The 19,708-nt window shown below is 65.1% G+C and carries 20 protein-coding genes; 8 read left to right on the top strand and 12 right to left on the bottom strand.

The features are described 5' to 3' along the window. Window positions 1-39: 39 nt before the first annotated feature. Window positions 40-891 carry an HpcH/HpaI aldolase/citrate lyase family protein gene (locus tag ACNJX9_RS10570; RefSeq protein WP_057743195.1) on the top strand — a complete coding sequence of 284 codons (852 nt, stop codon included), beginning with the start codon at window positions 40-42 and terminating at the stop codon, window positions 889-891. Between the two features lie 66 nt (window positions 892-957). Here ACNJX9_RS10570 and ACNJX9_RS10565 read toward each other — a convergent pair whose 3' ends face one another. Next, on the bottom strand, window positions 958-1,374 hold the full coding sequence (locus tag ACNJX9_RS10565; protein ID WP_439408701.1) for a hypothetical protein: 417 nt from the start codon (window positions 1,372-1,374) through the stop codon (window positions 958-960). 396 nt (window positions 1,375-1,770) lie between these two features. On the opposite strand from ACNJX9_RS10565, the gene ACNJX9_RS10560 reads away from it, so the two are divergent. Further along, entirely contained in the window at window positions 1,771-1,989 is a 219-nt protein-coding gene (locus ACNJX9_RS10560) for a hypothetical protein (protein ID WP_439408700.1), read from the top strand. Further along, the gene (locus tag ACNJX9_RS10555; protein ID WP_167353965.1) at window positions 1,986-2,162 is read left to right on the top strand and encodes a hypothetical protein; all 177 of its coding nucleotides are present in this window, start codon (window positions 1,986-1,988) and stop codon (window positions 2,160-2,162) included. The genes ACNJX9_RS10560 and ACNJX9_RS10555 overlap by 4 nt, the downstream gene beginning before the upstream one ends. A 70-nt stretch (window positions 2,163-2,232) precedes the next feature. On the opposite strand, the gene ACNJX9_RS10550 is transcribed toward ACNJX9_RS10555, so the two are convergent. The 5 genes from ACNJX9_RS10550 to ACNJX9_RS10530 all read right to left on the bottom strand — a co-directional run bounded on the left by ACNJX9_RS10550 (window position 2,233) and on the right by ACNJX9_RS10530 (window position 6,464). Continuing rightward, the gene (locus tag ACNJX9_RS10550; RefSeq protein ID WP_439408699.1) at window positions 2,233-3,339 is read right to left on the bottom strand and encodes a trypsin-like peptidase domain-containing protein; all 1,107 of its coding nucleotides are present in this window, start codon (window positions 3,337-3,339) and stop codon (window positions 2,233-2,235) included. 162 nt (window positions 3,340-3,501) lie between these two features. Continuing rightward, window positions 3,502-3,837 carry a hypothetical protein gene (locus tag ACNJX9_RS10545; protein WP_439408698.1) on the bottom strand — a complete coding sequence of 112 codons (336 nt, stop codon included), beginning with the start codon at window positions 3,835-3,837 and terminating at the stop codon, window positions 3,502-3,504. Between the two features lie 86 nt (window positions 3,838-3,923). Further along, window positions 3,924-4,415 carry an Hsp20/alpha crystallin family protein gene (locus ACNJX9_RS10540; RefSeq protein ID WP_439408697.1) on the bottom strand — a complete coding sequence of 164 codons (492 nt, stop codon included), beginning with the start codon at window positions 4,413-4,415 and terminating at the stop codon, window positions 3,924-3,926. A 74-nt stretch (window positions 4,416-4,489) separates the two neighbouring features. Then, complete coding sequence (locus ACNJX9_RS10535; protein ID WP_057742975.1) at window positions 4,490-4,951, bottom strand: Hsp20 family protein; 462 nt, start codon at window positions 4,949-4,951, stop codon at window positions 4,490-4,492. Window positions 4,952-5,162: 211 nt separating this feature from the next. Beyond that, window positions 5,163-6,464, bottom strand: coding sequence for an MFS transporter (locus tag ACNJX9_RS10530; protein ID WP_439408696.1), 1,302 nt, complete (start codon window positions 6,462-6,464; stop codon window positions 5,163-5,165). Between the two features lie 374 nt (window positions 6,465-6,838). Here ACNJX9_RS10530 and ACNJX9_RS10525 point away from each other — a divergent pair, with 374 nt between their 5' ends. From ACNJX9_RS10525 to ACNJX9_RS10515, 3 genes are all read left to right on the top strand, one after another. Continuing rightward, the gene (locus ACNJX9_RS10525; protein WP_057742971.1) at window positions 6,839-8,053 is read left to right on the top strand and encodes an ABC transporter substrate-binding protein; all 1,215 of its coding nucleotides are present in this window, start codon (window positions 6,839-6,841) and stop codon (window positions 8,051-8,053) included. 8 nt (window positions 8,054-8,061) lie between these two features. After that, window positions 8,062-9,795, top strand: a complete 1,734-nt coding sequence (locus ACNJX9_RS10520; RefSeq protein ID WP_439408695.1) for an FAD-dependent oxidoreductase — start codon at window positions 8,062-8,064, stop codon at window positions 9,793-9,795. Window positions 9,796-9,872: 77 nt separating this feature from the next. Next, window positions 9,873-10,664, top strand: coding sequence for an IclR family transcriptional regulator (locus ACNJX9_RS10515; RefSeq protein ID WP_439408694.1), 792 nt, complete (start codon window positions 9,873-9,875; stop codon window positions 10,662-10,664). A gap of 124 nt (window positions 10,665-10,788) precedes the next feature. On the opposite strand, the gene ACNJX9_RS10510 is transcribed toward ACNJX9_RS10515, so the two are convergent. The 4 genes from ACNJX9_RS10510 to ACNJX9_RS10495 all read right to left on the bottom strand — a co-directional run bounded on the left by ACNJX9_RS10510 (window position 10,789) and on the right by ACNJX9_RS10495 (window position 15,279). Beyond that, window positions 10,789-11,493 carry a GntR family transcriptional regulator gene (locus tag ACNJX9_RS10510; RefSeq protein ID WP_439408693.1) on the bottom strand — a complete coding sequence of 235 codons (705 nt, stop codon included), beginning with the start codon at window positions 11,491-11,493 and terminating at the stop codon, window positions 10,789-10,791. A gap of 102 nt (window positions 11,494-11,595) precedes the next feature. Beyond that, window positions 11,596-12,339 (bottom strand): aspartate/glutamate racemase family protein, encoded by a 744-nt coding sequence (locus tag ACNJX9_RS10505; protein ID WP_439408692.1) that lies wholly within the window; start codon window positions 12,337-12,339, stop codon window positions 11,596-11,598. A 9-nt stretch (window positions 12,340-12,348) separates the two neighbouring features. Beyond that, the gene (locus ACNJX9_RS10500) at window positions 12,349-13,614 is read right to left on the bottom strand and encodes an NAD(P)/FAD-dependent oxidoreductase (protein WP_057742957.1); all 1,266 of its coding nucleotides are present in this window, start codon (window positions 13,612-13,614) and stop codon (window positions 12,349-12,351) included. A 3-nt stretch (window positions 13,615-13,617) separates the two neighbouring features. Next, window positions 13,618-15,279, bottom strand: a complete 1,662-nt coding sequence (locus ACNJX9_RS10495) for a thiamine pyrophosphate-binding protein (RefSeq protein ID WP_439408691.1) — start codon at window positions 15,277-15,279, stop codon at window positions 13,618-13,620. Between the two features lie 271 nt (window positions 15,280-15,550). On the opposite strand from ACNJX9_RS10495, the gene ACNJX9_RS10490 reads away from it, so the two are divergent. Together ACNJX9_RS10490 and ACNJX9_RS10485 are read left to right on the top strand one after the other, a co-directional pair. After that, window positions 15,551-16,387, top strand: a complete 837-nt coding sequence (locus ACNJX9_RS10490; RefSeq protein WP_057742952.1) for a transporter substrate-binding domain-containing protein — start codon at window positions 15,551-15,553, stop codon at window positions 16,385-16,387. A gap of 245 nt (window positions 16,388-16,632) precedes the next feature. Continuing rightward, window positions 16,633-17,949, top strand: a complete 1,317-nt coding sequence (locus ACNJX9_RS10485; protein ID WP_057742950.1) for an MFS transporter — start codon at window positions 16,633-16,635, stop codon at window positions 17,947-17,949. Between the two features lie 17 nt (window positions 17,950-17,966). On the opposite strand, the gene ACNJX9_RS10480 is transcribed toward ACNJX9_RS10485, so the two are convergent. Together ACNJX9_RS10480 and ACNJX9_RS10475 are read right to left on the bottom strand one after the other, a co-directional pair. After that, window positions 17,967-18,125, bottom strand: a complete 159-nt coding sequence (locus ACNJX9_RS10480) for a hypothetical protein (protein WP_167353964.1) — start codon at window positions 18,123-18,125, stop codon at window positions 17,967-17,969. 107 nt (window positions 18,126-18,232) lie between these two features. Beyond that, window positions 18,233-19,693, bottom strand: coding sequence for a carboxylesterase/lipase family protein (locus tag ACNJX9_RS10475; RefSeq protein WP_439408690.1), 1,461 nt, complete (start codon window positions 19,691-19,693; stop codon window positions 18,233-18,235). Window positions 19,694-19,708 lie beyond the last annotated feature (15 nt).

Genomic DNA, 19,708 nt, shown 5'->3' with positions numbered 1-19,708 from the left:
AAGGAGGGAAACCGCGATGATGCACAAGAGGCCGGCCTGATGCGTTCGATGCTGTTCGTGCCAGGCGATTCCCCGCGCAAATTCGAGAAGGCGAGCGAAGGCAAGGCCGACGCCCTGATCATCGATCTCGAGGACTCCGTCGTCACCGACAAGAAGCCCGAGGCGCGGACCCTGACGCTTGCGATGCTCAGGAGCCGCCCCGGCCCGCACCAGCTCTATGTCCGCATCAACGCGCTCGACACCGGCATGACGCTGAGCGATCTCGCCGCCATCATGCCGGGCAAGCCTGACGGCATCGTGCTGCCGAAATCGCAAGGCGGCGATGACGTGCGCCAGGTTGCGACCTGGCTTGAAGCGCTGGAAGCAGCATCCGGAATCACAGCAGGCGCAACACGCATCGTCTGTGTCGCGACGGAAACCGCCAGCTCGATCTTCGGGCTCGGCAGCTACAGGGGCTGCTCCCCTCGCCTTGCCGGCTTGATGTGGGGCGCGGAAGATCTTTCCGCCTCGCTCGGCGCGACCGAGAAGGCGTCGGGCGGCGTGTTTCACAGCCCCTACCGCCTCGCGCGCGATCTGTGCCTGATGGCGGCGGCCGCGGCGGAAGTGGCGCCGATCGACACTGTCTATACCGACATCGACAATCTCGCAGGCCTCGAGCAGGAAACCCGCGCCGCGCGGCGCGACGGCTTTTCGGCGAAGGCGCTGATCCATCCCAAGCATGTCGACATCGTCAACGCGGCGTTCGCGCCGACCGACGCCGAGCGGGCATGGGCGGAGAAGGTCATCGCCGCGTTCGCGAGCCATCCAAACGCCGGCACGCTGCGCCTCGACGGCCAGATGATCGACAAGCCGCACCTTCGCGCCGCGAAGAAGATCCTGGGCCAGATCTAGAGAAGTGGTCGCGCTGATGGCGCGGACGGTGGATCGGCTGCGGCCGAAAACCACCGCGGCCTGGTTTCAGTCGAATCCCTGAACGGGTGGCGTCGTGGTTGCCGCTGGCGCCGCAGGCGCAACTTGAGCCGGTTGCGACACGGGAGCGGCTTGGACCGGCGGATTGCCGGCCGCGCTCATCTGACCGTTGGCCTCCATCGCCTCGCGGGTGCGTGGGGGCGCACCGGCGGCCGTCGCCCCATACGCCTCGCGACGTGGCGGCTGCCGGTGTCTTGCCGAGCGCGAACCTCTCATGCCCCATGACCGGGCGATGGCAGGACCGGCGGTATAGCCGATCACGGCGCCCGCGACGGCACCGACCGGCCCCAGCACGACCGCGCCGGACACGGCTCCGAGCGCCGCCGAGCCGGCGCGCTCCTGCGCAACGGCGCTTGCGGGCACGGCGGCCAGCATCACAACGGCAGTGATCAGAGCTTTGTTCATGGAGTGCCTCCCTCACCGGAAACCACTCCTTCTCAAATATGGCCACAGGAGGTTCGCTTGCCGGCCAACAAAAGGCAATCGACGGGGGAACCCGGCGGTGGAAGCGGCGATGACCTTAACCTCGCGAGCGCTAGGCGTCGCAGATCGACGTTCACCGGAGGTCGTCATGCATCCACGTTCTTTGTGCCGCGTAACAAGGCGTGGATGGCCGGGACAAGCCCGGCCATGACGATGTGAGCCGGCGGATTTCACTACGGCGACGAGCTCGACCTCGTGGTGGCCGGCGTTTGGCAAATCTCTTGACACGAAATTCGCGCTGCATATTTTTGCGGCGAGAACAGTGTTTCTCACCCTGGGAAATCAAAGGATCCAACGCGACCGTCTGGAGAGACGACGATGCTCGATGAGAATTTGGCCCGGATTCGTGCACATCGTAACAACATCCACCGTTACCGGCGTCTTCTGAAGACCAGGCTGTCGGAGCTCGAACGCCAGTTCATCGAGAGACGTGTCACGGAAGAAAGGTCGGCGCTCGAAAGCCTGACCGCGGCGACCTTCCCGGTTGCTCTCTCTGCCACCCAGGCGCCGATCGATGTGAGAGGAGCAATGCAATGATCAGCCAGCGAGAGCTGCTCATTCGCGGCAGCGAAAAGGTGATCGGCCATTACGAACTGCTCCTGGCAGGCGCAAAGTCCGAGCAGGAGCGCGAGCTCTATCTCCAGCGGATCGAACGCGAGCGAAGGCTGATCCGCGACTTGCAAGGCGAGCAGGATCACCGCGCGGCTTGAGCCGCGATGTCATGCGGCTCACTACCCTCGCAGGGGATACACCGCTGATCCTCGGCCCGCTGCGACCGATTCAACGAACGAGGCGATTGGGCCCCGCGAGGGCGCTGCTGGATTCACTCGCGGGCGCGATCCTGACGCTCACGGTGAGCGGAACGCCGTTCCGCGAGACCGAGAGCCTCACATCCTCGCCGACGCGGGCAAGGCCGATCGTGTTGCGGAGCTGGGCGGCGGTGCGGATCGGGCGGTCGTCTGCTCCGGTGACCACATCCCCCCTGCGCAGGCCTGCCTTTTCCGCAGGCGAATCCGCGGCCACTTCGGCAATGACGGCGCCTTGAATCAATCCCCTGTTGGCCGAGGGATGCAGATCGTTCAGCGAGATGCCGATACGGCCGCGCTCGACGCGACCGTTGGCGATGATCTGCTCCATCACCTTGCGTGCCATGTTGACCGGAATGGCAAAGCCGATGCCGACATTGCCGCCGGCCGGCGAGATGATCGCCGAGTTGATGCCGACGAGTTCTCCGCGCAGGCTGACCAGGGCCCCGCCGGAATTGCCCGGATTGATGGCGGCGTCGGTTTGGATGAAATCCTCATAGCCCTGTTTGCCGATTCCAGTCCGGCCCAGCGCGCTGACGAGACCTGACGTCACGGTCTGGCCCAGCCCGAATGGATTTCCGATCGCGAGCACGAAGTCGCCGACTTCGAGCGCGTCGCTGTCGCCGAAGGGGAGTGCCCTGAGCCCGGTCGGGTTCTGAATCTGGAGTACCGCGACATCGGTGGGTGGATCACGTCCGACGACCTTCGCGGAAAACTGCCGGCCATCCTTGGTCGTGATCTGGACGGCGGAGGTGCCTTCGACCACGTGATTGTTGGTCAAGACATAGCCGCGCTGGGCATCGACGATCACGCCGGAGCCGGTCGCGTTGACCTCCTTCTCGATCTGCCTGGGGACGTCGAAGAACTCGCGAAATATCGGGTCGCGGTACAGCGGGTTATCTTCCCGCACGCGGCCGTGGACGGAGATGTTGACCACGGCCGGCGTCACCTGACGCACCAGCGGCGCCAGGGTCGGCAACGAGCCGCCGGTCTTCAGGTCGGGAATTTGGCCGGCAGCAGGCTGCAACGCCGTGGGCGTCAGCACCAGCATCGCCAGCAGGAGCAAACGCACAGCACGCATCTTCAGTACCTGCTACCTTGCCTGGGATTGGAACCTAAAAGCTCTTGCCTCAGATCTCGGCACGCGCCCCGGCGACGAGGCCTTGCAGAGCCAGAAATGGAACCGCCCAGACTGCCGAAGCCTGGCCGAGCAGCACGAGCCCGAGAACAGTCTGTGTGAGCATCATGCGCTTTGCCCCTCGGCGGCGGCCCATGGCCGCCGCAGCCGCATCGGAACGCCGCCGCCGCGCGGCGGGTCGTCATTGTCGTTGTCGCCGTCGAGCTTGCGCAGGGCGGCCAGGATATCGGCGAGCCGGACCGTGTGGCCCATGCCGGGGATCTCGCGCAAGGCGGGACAGGATTCCACCGCGTACATGTCGGACGCCCAGGACGACAGGATGACCCGCTTCTCCGGCGTGGAGAGATCCTGTGCATTCAGGACCTCGGTAGGTGAATCGTAGTGGGCGGCGGGATGAAACAGCGGATTGAGATTGCCGAAATTGGTATTCACGTTGGTCATCGGCGGTTGCCTCCCTCATGCTCCTTTCAAGGGACGGGTTCGTTGACGGGGGACGGCGGCGCCAAAGGCCGCCGTCCGGCTTGTTGCTATTGCGTATTGATCGCGATGCGCTTGACGCCTTCGCGCGCCTTCTCGGACTTCGGCAGCGACACGGTCAGGACGCCGTTCCTGAACGACGCCTCGGCCTTGTCCTCCTCGACGCCTTCCAGCGGGATCTGCCGCTCGAAGGCACCATAATAGCGCTCGGTGAAGTACCGCCCCTCGCCGTTGCACTCCGCCTTCTTCTCGCCGCGGACAGTCAGGACGCCATTGGCGATCTCGACCTGGACGTCCTTCTCGGTCAAGCCGGGAAGCTCGGCAGACACCGTCAGTGTCTTGTCGGTCTCGCTCAGTTCGACCTTCGGCCAGCCGAAACGGCCTTCCATCAGCGGCGACAGACCGGACCCACTGACGCCGCGGAAAACGTCGTCGAACAGACGGTTCATCTCGCGGTGAAGCGTCAGGAAGGGGTCGAAATTGTCCCGCGTGGGCGCAAGCTCCTGGTTTCTCGACCAGGGAATGAGGTCACGAAAAGCCATGCTTGTCTCCTTCATGCATCGGGAGCGCGGCGCGCATTGCACGCCGCGTTCCGCCGTTGGACCGATCGAGCGCTTTAGGCTGCTTTCTTCTGCTCGATCTGCGATGCCGCAGGAGCGCCGCCCGCGATCGGAATCCGACGCGGCTTCATGGCTTCCGGGACCTCGCGGACGAGGTCGATGATCAGGAGCCCGTCCTGGAAAGAGGCCTGCTTCACCTGGACATAATCTGCGAGATTGAACACGCGCCGGAACGGACGCGCGGCGATGCCCTGGTACAGGTATTCGCGCGCGGCGGTCTCGGGCTTCCTGCCCTCGATGGTGAGCGCGTTCTGCTCGGCCGTGACGGTGATATCACTGGTGCTGAAACCCGCCACCGCAAGGCTGATCCGGTAATGGTCCTCGCCGGAGCGCTCAATATTGTAGGGGGGATAGTTGTCCTCGGTCGCCTGGCGCAGCGTGCTGTCGACGAGGTCGGCCAGGTGATCGAAGCCGATGGTGGAGCGCCACAGGGGCGCAAAGTCAAAACTGGTCCTCATAACCAAGTCCTCCAAAGAGCAAGATGGATACGAAGGAGCGCAGGACAGGGTATCAGACGGGTCCGACGACCGGCCCGGCGCCCGCACCGGGCCCGATCTGGCGCCCGGCACACCGCTCTCGCGGTAAAAAAATCAATTAGAAAAACGGCTGGCGGTTTCAAGGGGGAGGCTCGAAAAATTTTTTTGGCCGCCAGCCGCCCCCCGGGATGCCTCAGGACTTCAGCGCGTCGCGCGCCGTCTCCGGCGTCATCAACGTCGCGATGATCGTGATGACCGACAGCGCGATGATGTAGAGCGACACCGGCCAGGACGTGCCGGCCCAGCCGAGCAGCGCGGTCGCGATCAGCGGCGAGAAGCCGCCGCTCAAGGCGGCCGCGACATTTGCCCCGAGCGAGGCGCCGCTGTAGCGCACCTTTGTGCGGAACAGTTCCGGCACGAACGCCGCCTTCGGCCCGAACAGCAGCGCATGCGTCAGCGTCATCGTGACGACGAGCGCGAGCGTGATCAGCACCGGCTCCCTGGTGTCGAGGAACCAGAACAGCGGAAAGGCAAGCGCCACCGTGAATACGCCGCCGGCAAGATACAGCGCCTTGCGGCCGAAAAGATCGGAGAGCCAGCCGGCGAGCGGCAACGTGGCGAACTCGACGAGCGCGGCATAGACGACAGCATTCAGGATCACCTGGCGCGGAAGGCCGAGTTTTGTCGTGGCATAAAGCACGGTGAAGACAGTGAGGAGATAAGCGAGCCCGACTTCCGAGATCGTGATGCCGATCGCCAGCAGAAAGCTGCGCCAGTGGCGGCGAAGCACCTCCCACACCGGCTGCGCCAGCACCTCCTTGCGCTCGACCACCTCCTTGAAGTGCGGCGTCTCCGCAAGCTTGAGCCGTACGATGAGACCGACGCCGACCAGCAGAATGCTGATCCAGAACGGCACGCGCCAGCCCCAACTCAGGAAGTAGGCCTCGGGCAGTTGCGTCATCAGCCCGAACATGCCGGTGGAGGCAGCCACGCCGACGGGAAAGCCGATTTGCACCAGGCTGCCGTAGAAGCCGCGCCTGTTACCGGCGTGCTCGACCACCATCACGACCGCGCCGCTCCACTCGCCGCCGAGGCCGATGCCTTGCACAAAGCGCAGGATGACAAGCAGGATCGGCGCCCATACGCCGATTTGGCTGTAGGTCGGCAGGCAGCCGATCAGGAAGGTGCCGAGCCCCATCGCGATCATGGTCGCGACCAGCATCCTCTTGCGGCCGAGCCGGTCGCCGTAATGCCCGATGATGGCGCCGCCGATCGGCCGCGCCAAGAAACCGACCGCATAAGTGGAGAATGCCGCCAGCGCGCCGACGAAGGGATCGAAGCTCGGGAAGAACAGCTTGTTGAGCACGAGCGCGGCCGCCGTGCCGTAGATCAGGAAGTCATACCACTCGATCGCAGTGCCGAGCGCACTCGCCCACACAACATGCGTCGTCGTCGATCGCTCCGTTTCGCCGGAGACCCCTGTTACCGCCGTCATTGCCCATCCGCCCCAAGAGATCCCGGGAGCATCATGGCCAATCGTGGTGTGGGTTGCAACTTGTCCGCGCAATGCCGTCAACCCGGATCACAGCGAGAGAGGATGCTCACAACTGTTTCAACAACGTCGTTGCGAGGGAGCCCTTGCGACGAAGCAATCCAGACTGTCTCCGCGGAAAGATTCTGGATGGCTTCGCGTCGCGCGCAATGACGGGTGCTGAGGCAGTTGCGCACACGTCTCCGCAGCGCTTCTCGGCGAGCAAGGAACTCTCATTGACGCCTTTATTTGTCATTGACAAACTTATTCGCTAATATCTAATTTACCGCCATAACAACCGGCCGCACCCAAGCGGCCAATAACGAGAGGAAACATCGATGAGAGGGCTTTTGGCCTGCGCCATGCTCGCGGCCATGACTTCGGCTGTCATGACCCATGTCGCGCGCGCGCAGGTCTCCGACGATGCAGTGCGGATCGGCGTGCTGACGGATCTGTCGAGCTGGGGCCGCGACAACTCCGGGCCGGGCTCGGTCGAGGCCGCCAGGATGGCGGTGGAGGAGTTCGGGCCGACCGTGCTCGGCAAGCCGATCGAGATCATCAGCGCCGACCACCAGATGAAGACGGACGTGGGCGTGCAGATCGTGCGCGGCTGGTTCGACAATGGCAAGGTCGACGCGGTGGTCGACATCCCCAATTCCGGCATCGCCATCGCCGTGCACAACATGGCGCGCGAGCGGGGCAAGATCGCCCTGCTCTCCGGCCCCGGCGCGAGCTCGCTCACCGACGAGCTGTGCAGCCCGAACACAGTGCACTTCACCTACGACACCTACGCGCTGTCGAAGGTGACGGCGTCCGCCGTGATCAAGGAAGGCGGAAAATCCTGGTACTTCATCACCGCGGACTACGCCTTCGGCCAGCAGCTCGAGAAGGACGCCACGCGCTTCATCAACGAGATGGGCGGCAAGGTGCTCGGCGGCGTCAAGCACCCGACCAATACCGCGGATTTTTCGTCCTTTGCGCTGCAGGCGCAGAGCTCCAAGGCTGACGTCGTCGCCTTCGCCAATGCCGGCCAGGATACGGACAACGCCATCAAGCAGTCCGGCGAGTTCGGCCTGGTACAAGGCGGCCAGAAGCTCGTCGGCCTCTTGATGTTCGACACTGACGTGCACGCGATCGGCCTGAAGTCGGCGCAGGGCACCTACATGACGACGGCGTCCTACTGGAACATGGACGAGGCCACGCGGGCATGGTCCAAGAAATTCTATGAGCGCACCAGGGTGATGCCGACCATGATCCATACCGGCGTCTACGGCTCGGTGCTGCATTATCTCAAGGCCATCAAGGCTGCAGGCACGGACGACCCCGCCAAGGTGATGGCCAAGATGCGCGAGCTGCCGATCGAGGATATTTTCGTCCATGGCGGCAAGTTGCGCGAGGACGGCCGCGTCATCCGCGACATGTATCTGGCCAGGGTGAAGGCGCCCGAGCAGTCCAAGGAGCCCTGGGATTATCTTGACATCATCAAGACCGTGAAGGGCGAGGATGCCTTCCGCCCGGTCTCCGAATCCAAATGTCCGCTGCTGAAGCAGTGAGGTGAGACATGGCCGGAAGCGAGCATAGCGCAAGCGAAATATACGAGTGCGACGTGCTCGTGGCCGGATCAGGCTGCTCCGGCATGTCGGCGGCGATCACCGCGAGATATCGCGGCCTCGACGTGCTGATCGTCGAGAAGGAACCGCGCTTCGGCGGCACCACCGCGCGCTCCGGCGGCTGGCTGTGGATTCCCGGCACCGCCCTGGCGAAAGCCTACGGCATCGAGGAGACGCCGGAGCAGGCCCGTACCTATCTGCGCCACGAGGCCGGCAACAATTTCGATGCGGCGCGCGTCGATGCGTTCCTCAGCGCCGGTCCCGAGGCGGTGGATTTCTTCACCACCAAGACCGCGCTCCGCTTCGACATGCCACTGGTGTTCCCCGACTATCACGCCGAGGCGCCCGGCGGCGCGCAAGGCGGTCGCTCCATGGTGACACGCCCGTTCGATGGCCGTGAGCTGGGCGACCTCATCAAGACGCTCGGCATGCCCCTGCCCGAGCTCACCGTGTTCGGCATGATGCTGGGGTCAGGCAAAGAGATCATCCATTTCACGCGCGTCACGAAGTCGCTGACGTCAGCGGTCTATGTCGCAAAGCGGCTATCGCGCCACCTGATGGACGTGCTGCGCCATGGCCGCGGCATGACCTTGACCAACGGCAATGCGCTGGCGGGTCGGCTCGCAAAGTCCGCGCAGGATTTGAAGATCCCGATGTGGTTGTCCTCGCCGGTGCGCGAGCTGACGGTCGAGAATGGCACGGTGACCGGCGCGATCGTGTCGCGCGAGGGACGCGACGTCCGCATCCGCGCGCGGCGGGGCGTCGTGCTCGCCTGCGGCGGCTTCCCGCATGATGTCGAGCGCCGCAAGAAGATGTTTCCGCATGCACCGACCGGCGCCGAGCATTTCTCGCCGGGGCCGACCGGCAATACCGGCGACGGCCTGCGCCTCGCCGAAAGCGCGGGCGGACATATCGAGGATCGCCTGCCGAACGCGGCGGCCTGGGTCCCGGTGTCGCTCACGACGCGCAAGGACGGCTCGAAAGGCGTGATGCCGCACTTCATCGATCGTGCCAAGCCCGGCGTGATCGCGGTGATGCGCGACGGCAAGCGCTTTGCCAATGAAGGCAATTCCTACCACGACTTCGTCCAGGCCATGATCAAGGCGGCCAGGCCCGGCGAGGAGATCGCCGCCTATCTCGTCTGCGATCACAAGACGCTGCGCAAATACGGCCTCGGCTGCGTGCCGCCGTTCCCGATGCCGCTGGGACATCATCTCGCGAGCGGCTATCTCATGCGCGGCGATACGCTGGAAGCGCTGGCGGCAAAGGCCGGCATCGACGCGAAGGGCTTTGCGGAGACAGTCAGGCAGGTCAACGCGACCGCGCCGCTCGGACAGGACCCCGCCTTCGGCAAAGGTTCAAGAGCCTATAACCGCTACCAGGGCGACGCGCTATACGGTCCCAATCCTTGCGTCGCGCCGATCGAGAACGGCCCGTTCTACGCCATCAAGATGGTAACAGGCGATCTCGGCACCTATGCCGGTATCGTCACCGACGAGAACGCGCGCGCTCTCGACGCCGAAGGCCGGGTGATTCCCGGGCTCTATGCCGCCGGCAACGACATGGCGAGCATCATGGGTGGCAATTATCCCGGCGCCGGCATCACGCTTGGGCCGGCGCTGACCTTCGGCTACATTGCCGGGCGACACCTTGCCGACAGCGCCACCAAGCGCGACGCGGCGTAGAGCATGATCCGGAAAAGTGTGCAGTGGTTTTCCGAACAGATCATGCTCAAACAAGGACTCAAGCGCATCGGGAACGCATGAAGAAAGCAAGCCGCGGCATCCAATCGATCGAGGTCGGCGGAGAATTGCTGCGCGCGCTCGCGAGATGCGGCGAGCCGATGATGCTGCGCGATCTCGCGCGCGAAGCCGGCATGACGCCGGCCAAGGCGCATCCTTATCTCGCCAGCTTCTCCCGCATCGGGCTGATCGAGCAGGACGAGACCACCGGCCGCTACGAGATCGGCGCGCTGGCGCTCGAGCTCGGACTGATCAGCCTGCGCCGCCTCTCCGGCGTGCGCATCGCGCAGCCGAAGATCGCGGCGCTCGCAAGCCAGATCGGCCACGCGGTCTCGCTCGCGGTCTGGGGCACGCACGGCCCGACCGTGGTGCAGCTGGAAGAGCCCGGCCAGCCCGTCCACATCGTCATGCGCGCGGGATCGGTGATGGCGCTCTTGGAGACGGCTACGGGGCGTGCCTTCGCAGCGTTCCTGCCGGAGAAGACCATCAACGCCGCGCTCGAAAGCGGGCTCGATCGCCAGGGCGTCGGCTACAATCCGAAGCGGCCGGTGAAAGGCAAGGTCGCGGAGATGCTGACCGAGGTCCGCAAGCACGGGCTCGCCCGCGCGCTCGGCGATCCCCTGCCCGGCGTGAACGCGTTCGCCGCACCGGTGTTCGATCATGCTGGCCATGTCGCGCTGGTCGTCACCGCGATGGGGCCGGAAGGCACGTTCGACGCGCGCTGGGACAGCCCGATCGCGCACGCGCTGCGCGATTGCGCGGGGGGTATTTCGAAGCGGCTCGGCCATGGGATGCCGGTCGCGGCGGAGTAAACTCGCCCAGTCGTCGTGGCGAAAGCCAGAAATCGCAGGGTGGGCAAAGCCGCACTTGCGCCGTGCCACGATTAGGTGGTGGGCACGCTTCGCTTTGCCCACCCTACGATACTGCAGAAGAACCTCAACTCGCCCCAGCTCTCAGCGCCGCCGGCATATAGATCTGCGCATAGCCTTCCTTGATCGCGGAGGTGATGCGATCGAGGCGGCGGTCGATGTGCTTCTCCAGCACCGAGACGCAGACCTCTTCGTTGCGTGCCATCAGACCCTCGATCACCGCGCGATGCTCGGCCTGGGTGTTGGTACGGTTGATGCTGTCCATGTCGATCCAGCGCACGAAGCGGATGCGGGCGTTGACGTTGCGCAAGACGCGCAGCATCTCGGCATTGTTCGACATCGCCATCAGCCGCTCGTGAAAAGTCTCGTCCAGCTCGACGAGCTCGACCGACGTGCGGTCGCCGGGATCGGGGCCGGTGGCCTCGAGGAATTTCAGCAGCGCGTCGATATCTTCGTCCTTGGCGCGCTTGATGGCGAGGCGGACCGCGGCGACTTCGATCGACTTGCGCAGCTCGTAGAGATCGAAGATCTCGTGGGCGTCGAGCTCGCGGCAGAAGAAGCCCTTGCCCGGCGTGAAACGCAGAAAACCTTCGGTGTTGAGACGGTTGAGCGCTTCGCGCAGCGGCGTGCGGCTGACGCCGAGGCGCTTGGCCAGCTCGCCTTCGTTGAGCCGCTCGCCCGGCTTGAACTCATAGCTCACGGCCATGGCCTTGAGCTGTTCATAGACGCGATCGACGATACTGTCGGAGGCCAGTTCCACGTTGCTCATCATCAACTGCATTCATGCCCGAACACAGCCAAATATACCGGGGCTGTGGCGGCGATTGCAATGCAAACAACAGCAGAGGTGCGAGGAGCTGTGTGACATCAGGAATCAGCCGAAGGCGCGCGGGCGCAGTCCGGCATGAAACCAGGTGATCATGGAATAGATATCGTAGACGGGCAACCCGACTTCGGCCTGCAGCGCTGCCGCATAAGGCGGCATGTTGGTGCATTCGAGCACGATGGCGCCGACGTCGGGGTTTTTCGCGACCAGCTCTTTGCCGGCCCCGACCACGTCGCGCTCGGCCTCCGCGACGTCCATGTCATCCTTCTCGGCCTTGATCAGGACGCGGAAAAACTCCTTGCCGTGCTCGGTGCCGACCACCGGCGTATCGAGCGGCACGCCGGCACCTTCGAGATGGGCCGGCGTCAGGGTCGAGCCCGATACCGTGACGAGGCCGACGCGCTTGCCAGGCGGCAGGGTCGCCTGCACCCACGGAACCTGCATCAACGACGAGGTCGCAACCGGCACGCCGACCGCAGCGGCGATCTCCTTCTGGAACAGGGAGAGGAAGCCGCAATTGGTGGTGATGGCTTCGGCCCCGAGCCGCACCAGGTCCTTCGCCGCATCGATGAAATCAGGCAGCAGGCCAGCCGCGCCCTTCAGCACCACCTTCTCCGGCGACGCCCCGCTCACCACGCGATAGAGCACGGGGAAGGGCCAGGTCGTGCCGTTGCCCATGTCGCCGGGGATGCGCGGAAAGCGCGCTTCCAGCATCAAAATGCCGAGCGGCGCGCCGTAGATGGCCTTGCCGCCACGGGCGATGCGGGATGAGGAACTGGACGTATAAGTCATGTTGCAAGCTCAGAGGAAGCGATCGGGAGAAAACGGCGCGAGCGGAATTTCGGGCGGCTTGCCGCTCAGGAGCTGGGCGACGAGGCGACCGGTGCGCGCCGAGCCGACCAGGCCGACATGACCATGGCCGAAGGCATAGACGATGTCGCGCGAGGCGCGGGAGTAGCCGATGCAGGGACGTCCGTCCGGCATGCTCGGACGATGGCCGAACCACATCTTGATGCGCGAGGCCGGAATGTCCCTCGGCAGTTTCGGGAACATGCTGAGAAGGTGGTCGCGCAGAATCTCCGCGCGCTTCCAGTTCGGCGCGGCCGCAAGGCCCGCGATCTCGACCGTGCCGGCGGCGCGCAAGCCCTTGTTGGTCCAGTTCGCCACCATCTTGGCGTCGGAGGCCATCATCGAGCTGCGCGGACCTACTTCCGGGTTCTCGATCATGACGTGATAGCCGCGCTCGGTTTCGAGCGGGAGGGAATCGCCGACAGACGCAGTCAGCTGCTTCGACCGCGCGCCCGCGGCCACCACAGCGGCATCGCAAGCAATCTCGCCGGTGTCGGTGAGAACGGCGACGAGCTTGTTGCCGCTCAGCTTGAGCCCGGTTGCCTTGGCACGAACCAACTTCGCGCCACCAGCCAGCGCGTGTTGGGCAAGCGCGGCAACATAAGCGCCGGGATCGCGGCAGCGTCCGGCCTCCTCCACCACCACACCAAAGGTATAGCGCGGATGCAGATCCGGCTCGCGCTGACGCATCTCGTCGGCGTTCAGCTCCAGCCATTCGACGCCGACCTTCCTGCGCAGGCGCCAGCCGAGATCGTTGTCGAAATTGCCGCGCGACGGGAACACATGCATCACGCCGTTGCGCTCGACCAGCTCAGGCACGCCAGCTTCTTCCGCCAGCTTCCGGTGCAACAGCGGCGCGTCCTTCAGGAGGTCGCGCAGCGCGAACGCTGTCTTCTCGACACGCGCCTCGGTCCAGCCGGACAGCAGATATTTGATCAGCCAGGGCAGCGCCTTCGGCAGATATGACCAGCGGATCGCGAGCGGGCCGAGCGGGTCCATCAGATAACCCGGCACCTTCGTCCAGACGCCGGGCTCGGCCGGCGGGATCACCGAATGCGACGAGAGCCAGCCGGCATTGCCGTAGCTCGCCGCCTGCTCGCCACCGGGCTCGCCCGGATCGATCAGCGTGACGCGATGCCCTTCGCGCAGCGCCTCGATGGCGCTGATCACGCCGATCGCGCCGGCCCCGATGATGGCGACGTGGCGACCCTCTGCCATCGCTTACGCCTTCACCGCCGGGGTGAAATCCTTGCCGACCGAGATCGCGCGGGGATCGATGATACAGTGGAGGATCGACGGCTTGCCGGAAGCGAGCGCGCGCTCGAATGCCGGTGCGAATTCCTCGGTGCGCTCGACCCGCTCGCCATGGCCGCCGAACGCTTTCGCGTACATCGCGAAATCAGGATTTTTCAGCTGGGTGCCGACGACGCGGCCGGGATAGTCGCGCTCCTGGTGCATGCGGATGGTGCCGTATTGCGAGTTGTCGACCACGATCACGATCAGCGGCGCGTCATATTGCACGGCGGTCGCAAACTCCTGGCCGTTCATCAGGAAGCAGCCGTCGCCGGCGAAGGCGACGACGACGCGGTCAGGATATTGCCGCTTCGCCAGCACGCCGGCCGGCACGCCATAGCCCATCGAGCCCGAGGTCGGCGCGAGCTGCGAGGCAAAGCTGTGGAAGCGATGATGGCGATGAATCCAGCCGGCATAATTGCCGGCGCCGTTGCAGACGATCGCATCCTTCGGCAAGCGGTCACGCAACCAGGTCATGACCTGACCGTACTGGAAATTGCCCGGCAGCTCCCGCGCCTTCTCGGTCCAGGCGAGATAATCGGCATGCGCCTTGGCGGCCTCGCCCTTCCAGGCAACGGCACTCGAAGGCTTCAGCGTCTCCACAGCGGCTGCGAACGCGGCGGGCGTCGCCTGGATCGCCAGCTCCGGCTGATAGATGCGGCCGAGCTCTTCGGAGCCGGGATGCACATGGATCAGCTTCTGCTTCGGCGAGGGGATGTCGAGCAGCGTGTAGGACGAGGACGGCATTTCCGACATGCGGCCGCCGATGAGAAGGATCACGTCGGCGTTGTCGACGCGCGCCTTCAGGCCCGGGCTCGGCCCGATGCCGAGATCGCCGGCATAATGCGAATGATCGGCATCGATCAGCGAGGCCCGGCGGAACGAGGTCGCGACCGGCAGATCGAAGCGTTCGGCAAACCGCGCGATGCTCTTGGTAGCCTCATCGGTCCAGCGCGAGCCCCCGAGAATGACCAGGGGTGCCTTCGCGCCAGCGAGCAGCGCACCGACACGTTCGATGTCTGGTGGCGCCGGCCAGCTCACCGCGGGCTCGATGCGCATGGCGTCGGCCACAGCGGCGGTCTCGGTCAGCATGTTCTCCGGCAACGCGATCACCACCGGACCCGGACGGCCCTGCATGGCGACGCGGAAGGCGCGCGCGACCAGCTCGGGAATGCGGTCGGGGCGATCGATCTCGACGGCCCATTTCGCCATGGAGCCGAATACCGCCTTGTAGTCGAGCTCCTGGAACGCCTCGCGCTCGCGCATGCCGGTGTCGACCTGGCCGACGAACAGGATCATCGGGGTGGAGTCCTGCATCGCGATGTGGACGCCGTGGCTGGCATTGGTGGCGCCGGGGCCGCGGGTGACGAAGCAGACGCCGGGGCGCCCGGTGAGCTTGCCATAGGCTTCCGCCATCATCGCAGCGCCGCCTTCGGCGCGGCAGATCACGACGTCGATCGGGCTGTCGTGCAACGCATCGAGCGCCGCCAGATAGCTCTCGCCCGGCACGCAGGTGACGCGCTCGACGCCTTGCGCGACCAGCTGATCGATCAGGATCTGGCCCCCGGTGCGGGTGTTTCTGATGGTCATGACGGCTCCCTGCAAGCTTTAGCGAACGCGCTGTTGTTCCGAGGTGGCGTAGGACAGGCGGACATGAGGTGCAAGGCCGATGCTGACAGTGCAGAGAGCATCGGCGCGCCACGGCTTCACAAAGTTTTCTCTCGCTTTGCCAACGAACTAGGCTCTAACCTGCCTCATCGCTCAAATCCCCGGCAAGGCCGCAATACCATATTGCATTATGTTCTGAATACAGAAATAGTCTGCCTGCCGGGCCAGATCCCATCCCCAGGGAGTACCGACAATGAACCGCAGGGACGCACTCACCACCGTCGCGCTGGCGGGCGCCGCAATGGCCGCGACCGCGCCAGTCAAGGCCGACACCGCGCCGACCTCCACGCTCGATCGCATCAAGAAGAGCGGCGTGCTGCGCATCGCTGTCATCGCCGGCCAGGACCCCTATTTCCACAAGGACCTCGCCACCAATCAATGGTCGGGCGCCTGCATCGACATGGCGAATGACATTGCGGGCAAGCTGGGCGCCAAGGTCGAGATGCTGGAATCGACCTGGGGCAACCAGATCCTCGATCTTCAGGCCGACAAGGTCGACCTCGCCTTCGCCGTCAATCCGACGCCGGAGCGCTCGCTCGTCATCGACTTCTCGACCCCGATCCTGGTGCACTCGTTCACCGTCATCACCAAGAAGGGCTTTGCCAAGCCGCAGACCTGGACCGACCTCAACAAGGCGGAGGTCAAGATCGCCGTCGACATCGGCTCGACGCACGAGACCATCGCGCGCCGCTACTGCCCGAAGGCTGACATCCTCGGCTTCAAGACCCGCGACGAGGCGATCCTCGCCGTGTCGACCGGCCGCGCCGACTGCAACGTCTCGCTCGCGGTGCTGTCGATCTTCACACTGAAGAAGAATCCGACGCTCGGCGAGCTCGCGATCCCGCGGCCGATCCTGACACTGCCGACCAATCTCGGCATCCGCGCCGAAGCCGACCGCCGCTACAAGGATTTCCTCAGCGCCTGGGCCGACTACAACCGGTCGCTCGGCCAGACCCGCGAATGGCTGCTGAAGGCCTATCAAACCGTCGGCCTCAGCGCCGACGACATTCCCGGCGAAGTGCAGTTCTGATCGGTCAATCATGTCGGGGACGCGTCAGCCGCGCAGCCAGCGGCTGATCACGTGCTCGAGCCGGTTGCACCGGACACATTGACGCGGATGCCCTGAATAAACCGGGAGGCTGATATGCGCTCCGCCTTACGTGGCGCTTCCGGTGTTGACGCTGATCCACGCGCGTTTAAGTAGGTGAGACAAAGACTGCAGGGATGGCGACGTTTGCTGGGCTGGTTCCCGTTGCCGTCACCTAAGCAGGACACATGACGACCTCGCCTCACGCGACCTCGCCAAGCGCGAAACCGAAATCCCATTCAGCGCCCCCTCATCTCGCCGTCGTCCTGTTCTCGCTCGCGATGGGCGGCTTTGCGATCGGGACCACCGAATTCGCGTCGATGAGCCTGCTGCCGTTCTTCGCGGCCGACCTTCATATCGACGAACCGACCGCCGGACACGCGATCAGCGCCTATGCGCTCGGCGTGGTGCTGGGCGCACCGCTGATCGCGGTGCTCGGCGCAAAATTCGCGCGGCGCACGCAGCTGTTGGCGCTGATGGCCGTATTCGCGCTCGGCAACGCCCTCACCGCGCTGGCGCCCGGCTTCGGTTCGATGGTCGCGGCCCGCTTCCTCTCGGGCCTGCCCCACGGCGCCTATTTCGGCATCGCCGCGCTGGTTGCGGCCTCGCTCGTGCCGCAACACCGCCGCTCGCAGGTAGTCGGCCAGGTGATGCTGGGCCTGACTATCGCCACCATCATCGGCGTGCCGCTGGCCAATCTGATCGGCCAGATGGTCGGCTGGCGCGCGAGTTTCGGCCTCGTGTCGGTGCTGGCGTTGCTCACGATGCTGCTGTGCGCGTCGTTCGCGCCGCGCGACCGGGCCGGCCGGTCGGATCCGCTGCGCGAGCTCGGCGCGCTCAAAAGCCGCCGGGTCTGGACCACGCTCGCGATCAGCGCCATCGGCTTCGGCGGCATGTTCGCCGTCTACACGTATCTCGCGACGACCTTGATCGAGGTCACCAAGGTCAGCACCGAGGTCATCCCGTTCTTCCTGGCCATCTTCGGCATCGGCGCCACGCTCGGCAATCTGTTCGTGCCGCGCTTCGCCGACCGCGCCTTGATGCCGACCGCGGGCGGCATCCTGGTGTTTGCGGCCGTGGCGCTGCTGGTGTTTCCGCTTGTGGCCGGCAATCCCTGGCTGCTCGCGATCGACATCTTTGCCATTGGAGCCAGTGTCGCGCTCGGTGCTGTCCTGCAAACCCGGCTGATGGATGTTGCCGGAGATGCGCAGGCGCTCGCCGCCGCGCTCAACCATTCGGCGTTCAACACCGCCAATGCGCTCGGCCCGTTCCTGGGTGGCCTTGCCATTCGTCAGGGGCTCGGCTGGACGTCGACGGGTCCCGTCGGCGCGGGGCTGGCAGTGCTCGGCTTGCTGATCTGGTTCATCGCCTGGCGCGACAACGGCCCTGCGCAGCTCGAACATGTCTCAGGCAGCGACGCCGCGCCAAGCGAAGCAGCTCCGCTGAAGCAGGCGCCGCCGCTGGCGCCGCGTGAGCGAAGCCGTCCCAAGGAACCCGTGGCCTGACGGGGATTGCGACGCGCTCAGAACAGAGCGGCGTTGAGAGCCTGTCCGTAGATCATCGCGGCGACGAGCGAGACCAGGAGGCCCGCGCCCGAGAAGATCACGAGGATCTTCAGGGTTTCGAAATCGACATTGGTTCCCGTCGCGCGGGATATTGCTCTTGCCAGTGCAGCAATCATCGCCAACTCCGAACTCGGCCGCTTGGACAGGGCCTGACTTCATCTAGCGCAGATCGACGCATTCGCCTGTGAAGCAGATTACAGGGCGCGGCTTCGAGCACCCCGTCTCACGCGCTCAGTTCCGCCCACAGGCGGGCACGTGCGCCTTCGTTCAGGGGCACAACATGAAACGGCTGACCGAAGATGGCGAGCGATTGCTTGTGAAGCTCGAACCGCGGCCAGGCCTCCGCAACATCAGGCATGCCTGATGTCACAAAGCGCAGCAGGCTGGTCTGAAACCGTGCTGCGACGTCGATATCGGCAGGCGTCATCGGGCCGCCCTTGCGCTTCAGGATCGGGCGATCGATGAAATCAGGCAGATGCGCCCACAGGCAGGCATTGTCGGCGCCATGCGTCGGCCCCTGCGACAGAAACGGCTCCAGCGCCGGGCGGTGGTCGAACCGGCTGAGCCACACCGCGCCGCCTGCTTCCGCGTGGCTCCGCGCCAGATCGGCCATCGGGCGATGCCAGAACGCATCCGACAGCAGCGCCTCGTACGGGTCCTCGTCGGGACGCACTGAACCGCGATAGCAGGCCAGCAGCCGTTCCCAGCCGGCATCGCCGAAAGCAACGCGCAAATTGCGCTCGGTGGTGCGGATCATCGCGGCGGGCGGGGTGCTCTTCAGGAACATCACCATCTCTTCGCGGCAGGAGCCGAGCCAGAGCTCGACATCGCGCAGAGTCCCATCGGCAAACACATCGCGCGGCTCACGCGGGATCACGCTGCCATCGAGCACGGGCCCGAACACGGTGCCTGCTTCCGTTTCGTCCGCGATGCTGCGGCCGACACGCTCGACGGCTGCAAACAGGTTTGGCAGCGGCACCGATGCGATCGCGCTTGGGTCTTGCTCGATCTCGAGCTCCGCGAGCACCCGACGCGCGATGTGGTCGGCATGATCCGCACTCATGATGTTGCGCCCCGGCGCGCTCAGCGCCAGCGCACGGGTGAACTTGCCCCTCGCCTGCGGCAAAGTCGCGAGTGCAATTACCATCGACGCGCCGGCCGACTGGCCCGACAGCGTCACCTTGTCAGGATCGCCGCCGAAATTGGCGATGTTGGCGTGGACCCAGTCGAGCGCGGCGAGTGCATCCGAGATCGCGAGATTGTCGGCTTCGCTCAGGCCATGGCGATGCAGTTGCAGGAAGCCGAGCGGGCCGAGCCGGTAGTTGATAGTGACGATGACGGCCGGGCCGTGCGCGGCGAGGAAGGTGCCGTCATAATCGGCGCCGCCACCAGTGACGAAGGCGCCGCCATGGATGAAGAACAGCACCGGCAGCGGGCGATCAGCGCCGACAGGCGTCCAGATGTTGAGGCTGAGACAGGATTCTTCCGGCTGATCGAGATGCCCCGGCTGCGGTGCATAAGGGCCGTAATCCGTGCAGCGGCACGGCTCGGTCCACGCAAGAGGCGGCGTCGCCTTGGCAAAGCGCCGCGCCATCGCGAACGGCACGCCCTTGAAGGCACGGACGTGCCCCTGCTCGGCCCCGATGACGGGACCGAGCGTGGTCGGAACGGCGTAGGTCAGCATCGATCCTTGTCCCGT

This window comes from Bradyrhizobium sp. BLXBL-03 (genome assembly GCF_051853015.1).
Classification (GTDB): domain Bacteria; phylum Pseudomonadota; class Alphaproteobacteria; order Rhizobiales; family Xanthobacteraceae; genus Bradyrhizobium; species Bradyrhizobium manausense.
This window is presented reverse-complemented; position numbering and strand designations above follow the sequence as displayed.

Coding starts and splice junctions, on each gene's coding strand:
- ACNJX9_RS10520 (WP_439408695.1), top strand. CDS start 8,062: ATGGCCGGAAGCGAGCATAGCGCAAGCGAAATATACGAGTGCGACGTG.
- ACNJX9_RS10525 (WP_057742971.1), top strand. CDS start 6,839: ATGAGAGGGCTTTTGGCCTGCGCCATGCTCGCGGCCATGACTTCGGCT.
- ACNJX9_RS10540 (WP_439408697.1), bottom strand. CDS start 4,415: ATGGCTTTTCGTGACCTCATTCCCTGGTCGAGAAACCAGGAGCTTGCG.
- ACNJX9_RS10505 (WP_439408692.1), bottom strand. CDS start 12,339: ATGACTTATACGTCCAGTTCCTCATCCCGCATCGCCCGTGGCGGCAAG.
- ACNJX9_RS10560 (WP_439408700.1), top strand. CDS start 1,771: ATGCTCGATGAGAATTTGGCCCGGATTCGTGCACATCGTAACAACATC.
- ACNJX9_RS10475 (WP_439408690.1), bottom strand. CDS start 19,693: ATGCTGACCTACGCCGTTCCGACCACGCTCGGTCCCGTCATCGGGGCC.
- ACNJX9_RS10500 (WP_057742957.1), bottom strand. CDS start 13,614: ATGGCAGAGGGTCGCCACGTCGCCATCATCGGGGCCGGCGCGATCGGC.
- ACNJX9_RS10545 (WP_439408698.1), bottom strand. CDS start 3,837: ATGACCAACGTGAATACCAATTTCGGCAATCTCAATCCGCTGTTTCAT.
- ACNJX9_RS10490 (WP_057742952.1), top strand. CDS start 15,551: ATGAACCGCAGGGACGCACTCACCACCGTCGCGCTGGCGGGCGCCGCA.
- ACNJX9_RS10570 (WP_057743195.1), top strand. CDS start 40: ATGCGTTCGATGCTGTTCGTGCCAGGCGATTCCCCGCGCAAATTCGAG.
- ACNJX9_RS10485 (WP_057742950.1), top strand. CDS start 16,633: ATGACGACCTCGCCTCACGCGACCTCGCCAAGCGCGAAACCGAAATCC.
- ACNJX9_RS10550 (WP_439408699.1), bottom strand. CDS start 3,339: ATGCGTGCTGTGCGTTTGCTCCTGCTGGCGATGCTGGTGCTGACGCCC.
- ACNJX9_RS10480 (WP_167353964.1), bottom strand. CDS start 18,125: ATGATTGCTGCACTGGCAAGAGCAATATCCCGCGCGACGGGAACCAAT.
- ACNJX9_RS10555 (WP_167353965.1), top strand. CDS start 1,986: ATGATCAGCCAGCGAGAGCTGCTCATTCGCGGCAGCGAAAAGGTGATC.
- ACNJX9_RS10495 (WP_439408691.1), bottom strand. CDS start 15,279: ATGACCATCAGAAACACCCGCACCGGGGGCCAGATCCTGATCGATCAG.
- ACNJX9_RS10530 (WP_439408696.1), bottom strand. CDS start 6,464: ATGACGGCGGTAACAGGGGTCTCCGGCGAAACGGAGCGATCGACGACG.
- ACNJX9_RS10565 (WP_439408701.1), bottom strand. CDS start 1,374: ATGAACAAAGCTCTGATCACTGCCGTTGTGATGCTGGCCGCCGTGCCC.
- ACNJX9_RS10535 (WP_057742975.1), bottom strand. CDS start 4,951: ATGAGGACCAGTTTTGACTTTGCGCCCCTGTGGCGCTCCACCATCGGC.
- ACNJX9_RS10510 (WP_439408693.1), bottom strand. CDS start 11,493: ATGATGAGCAACGTGGAACTGGCCTCCGACAGTATCGTCGATCGCGTC.
- ACNJX9_RS10515 (WP_439408694.1), top strand. CDS start 9,873: ATGAAGAAAGCAAGCCGCGGCATCCAATCGATCGAGGTCGGCGGAGAA.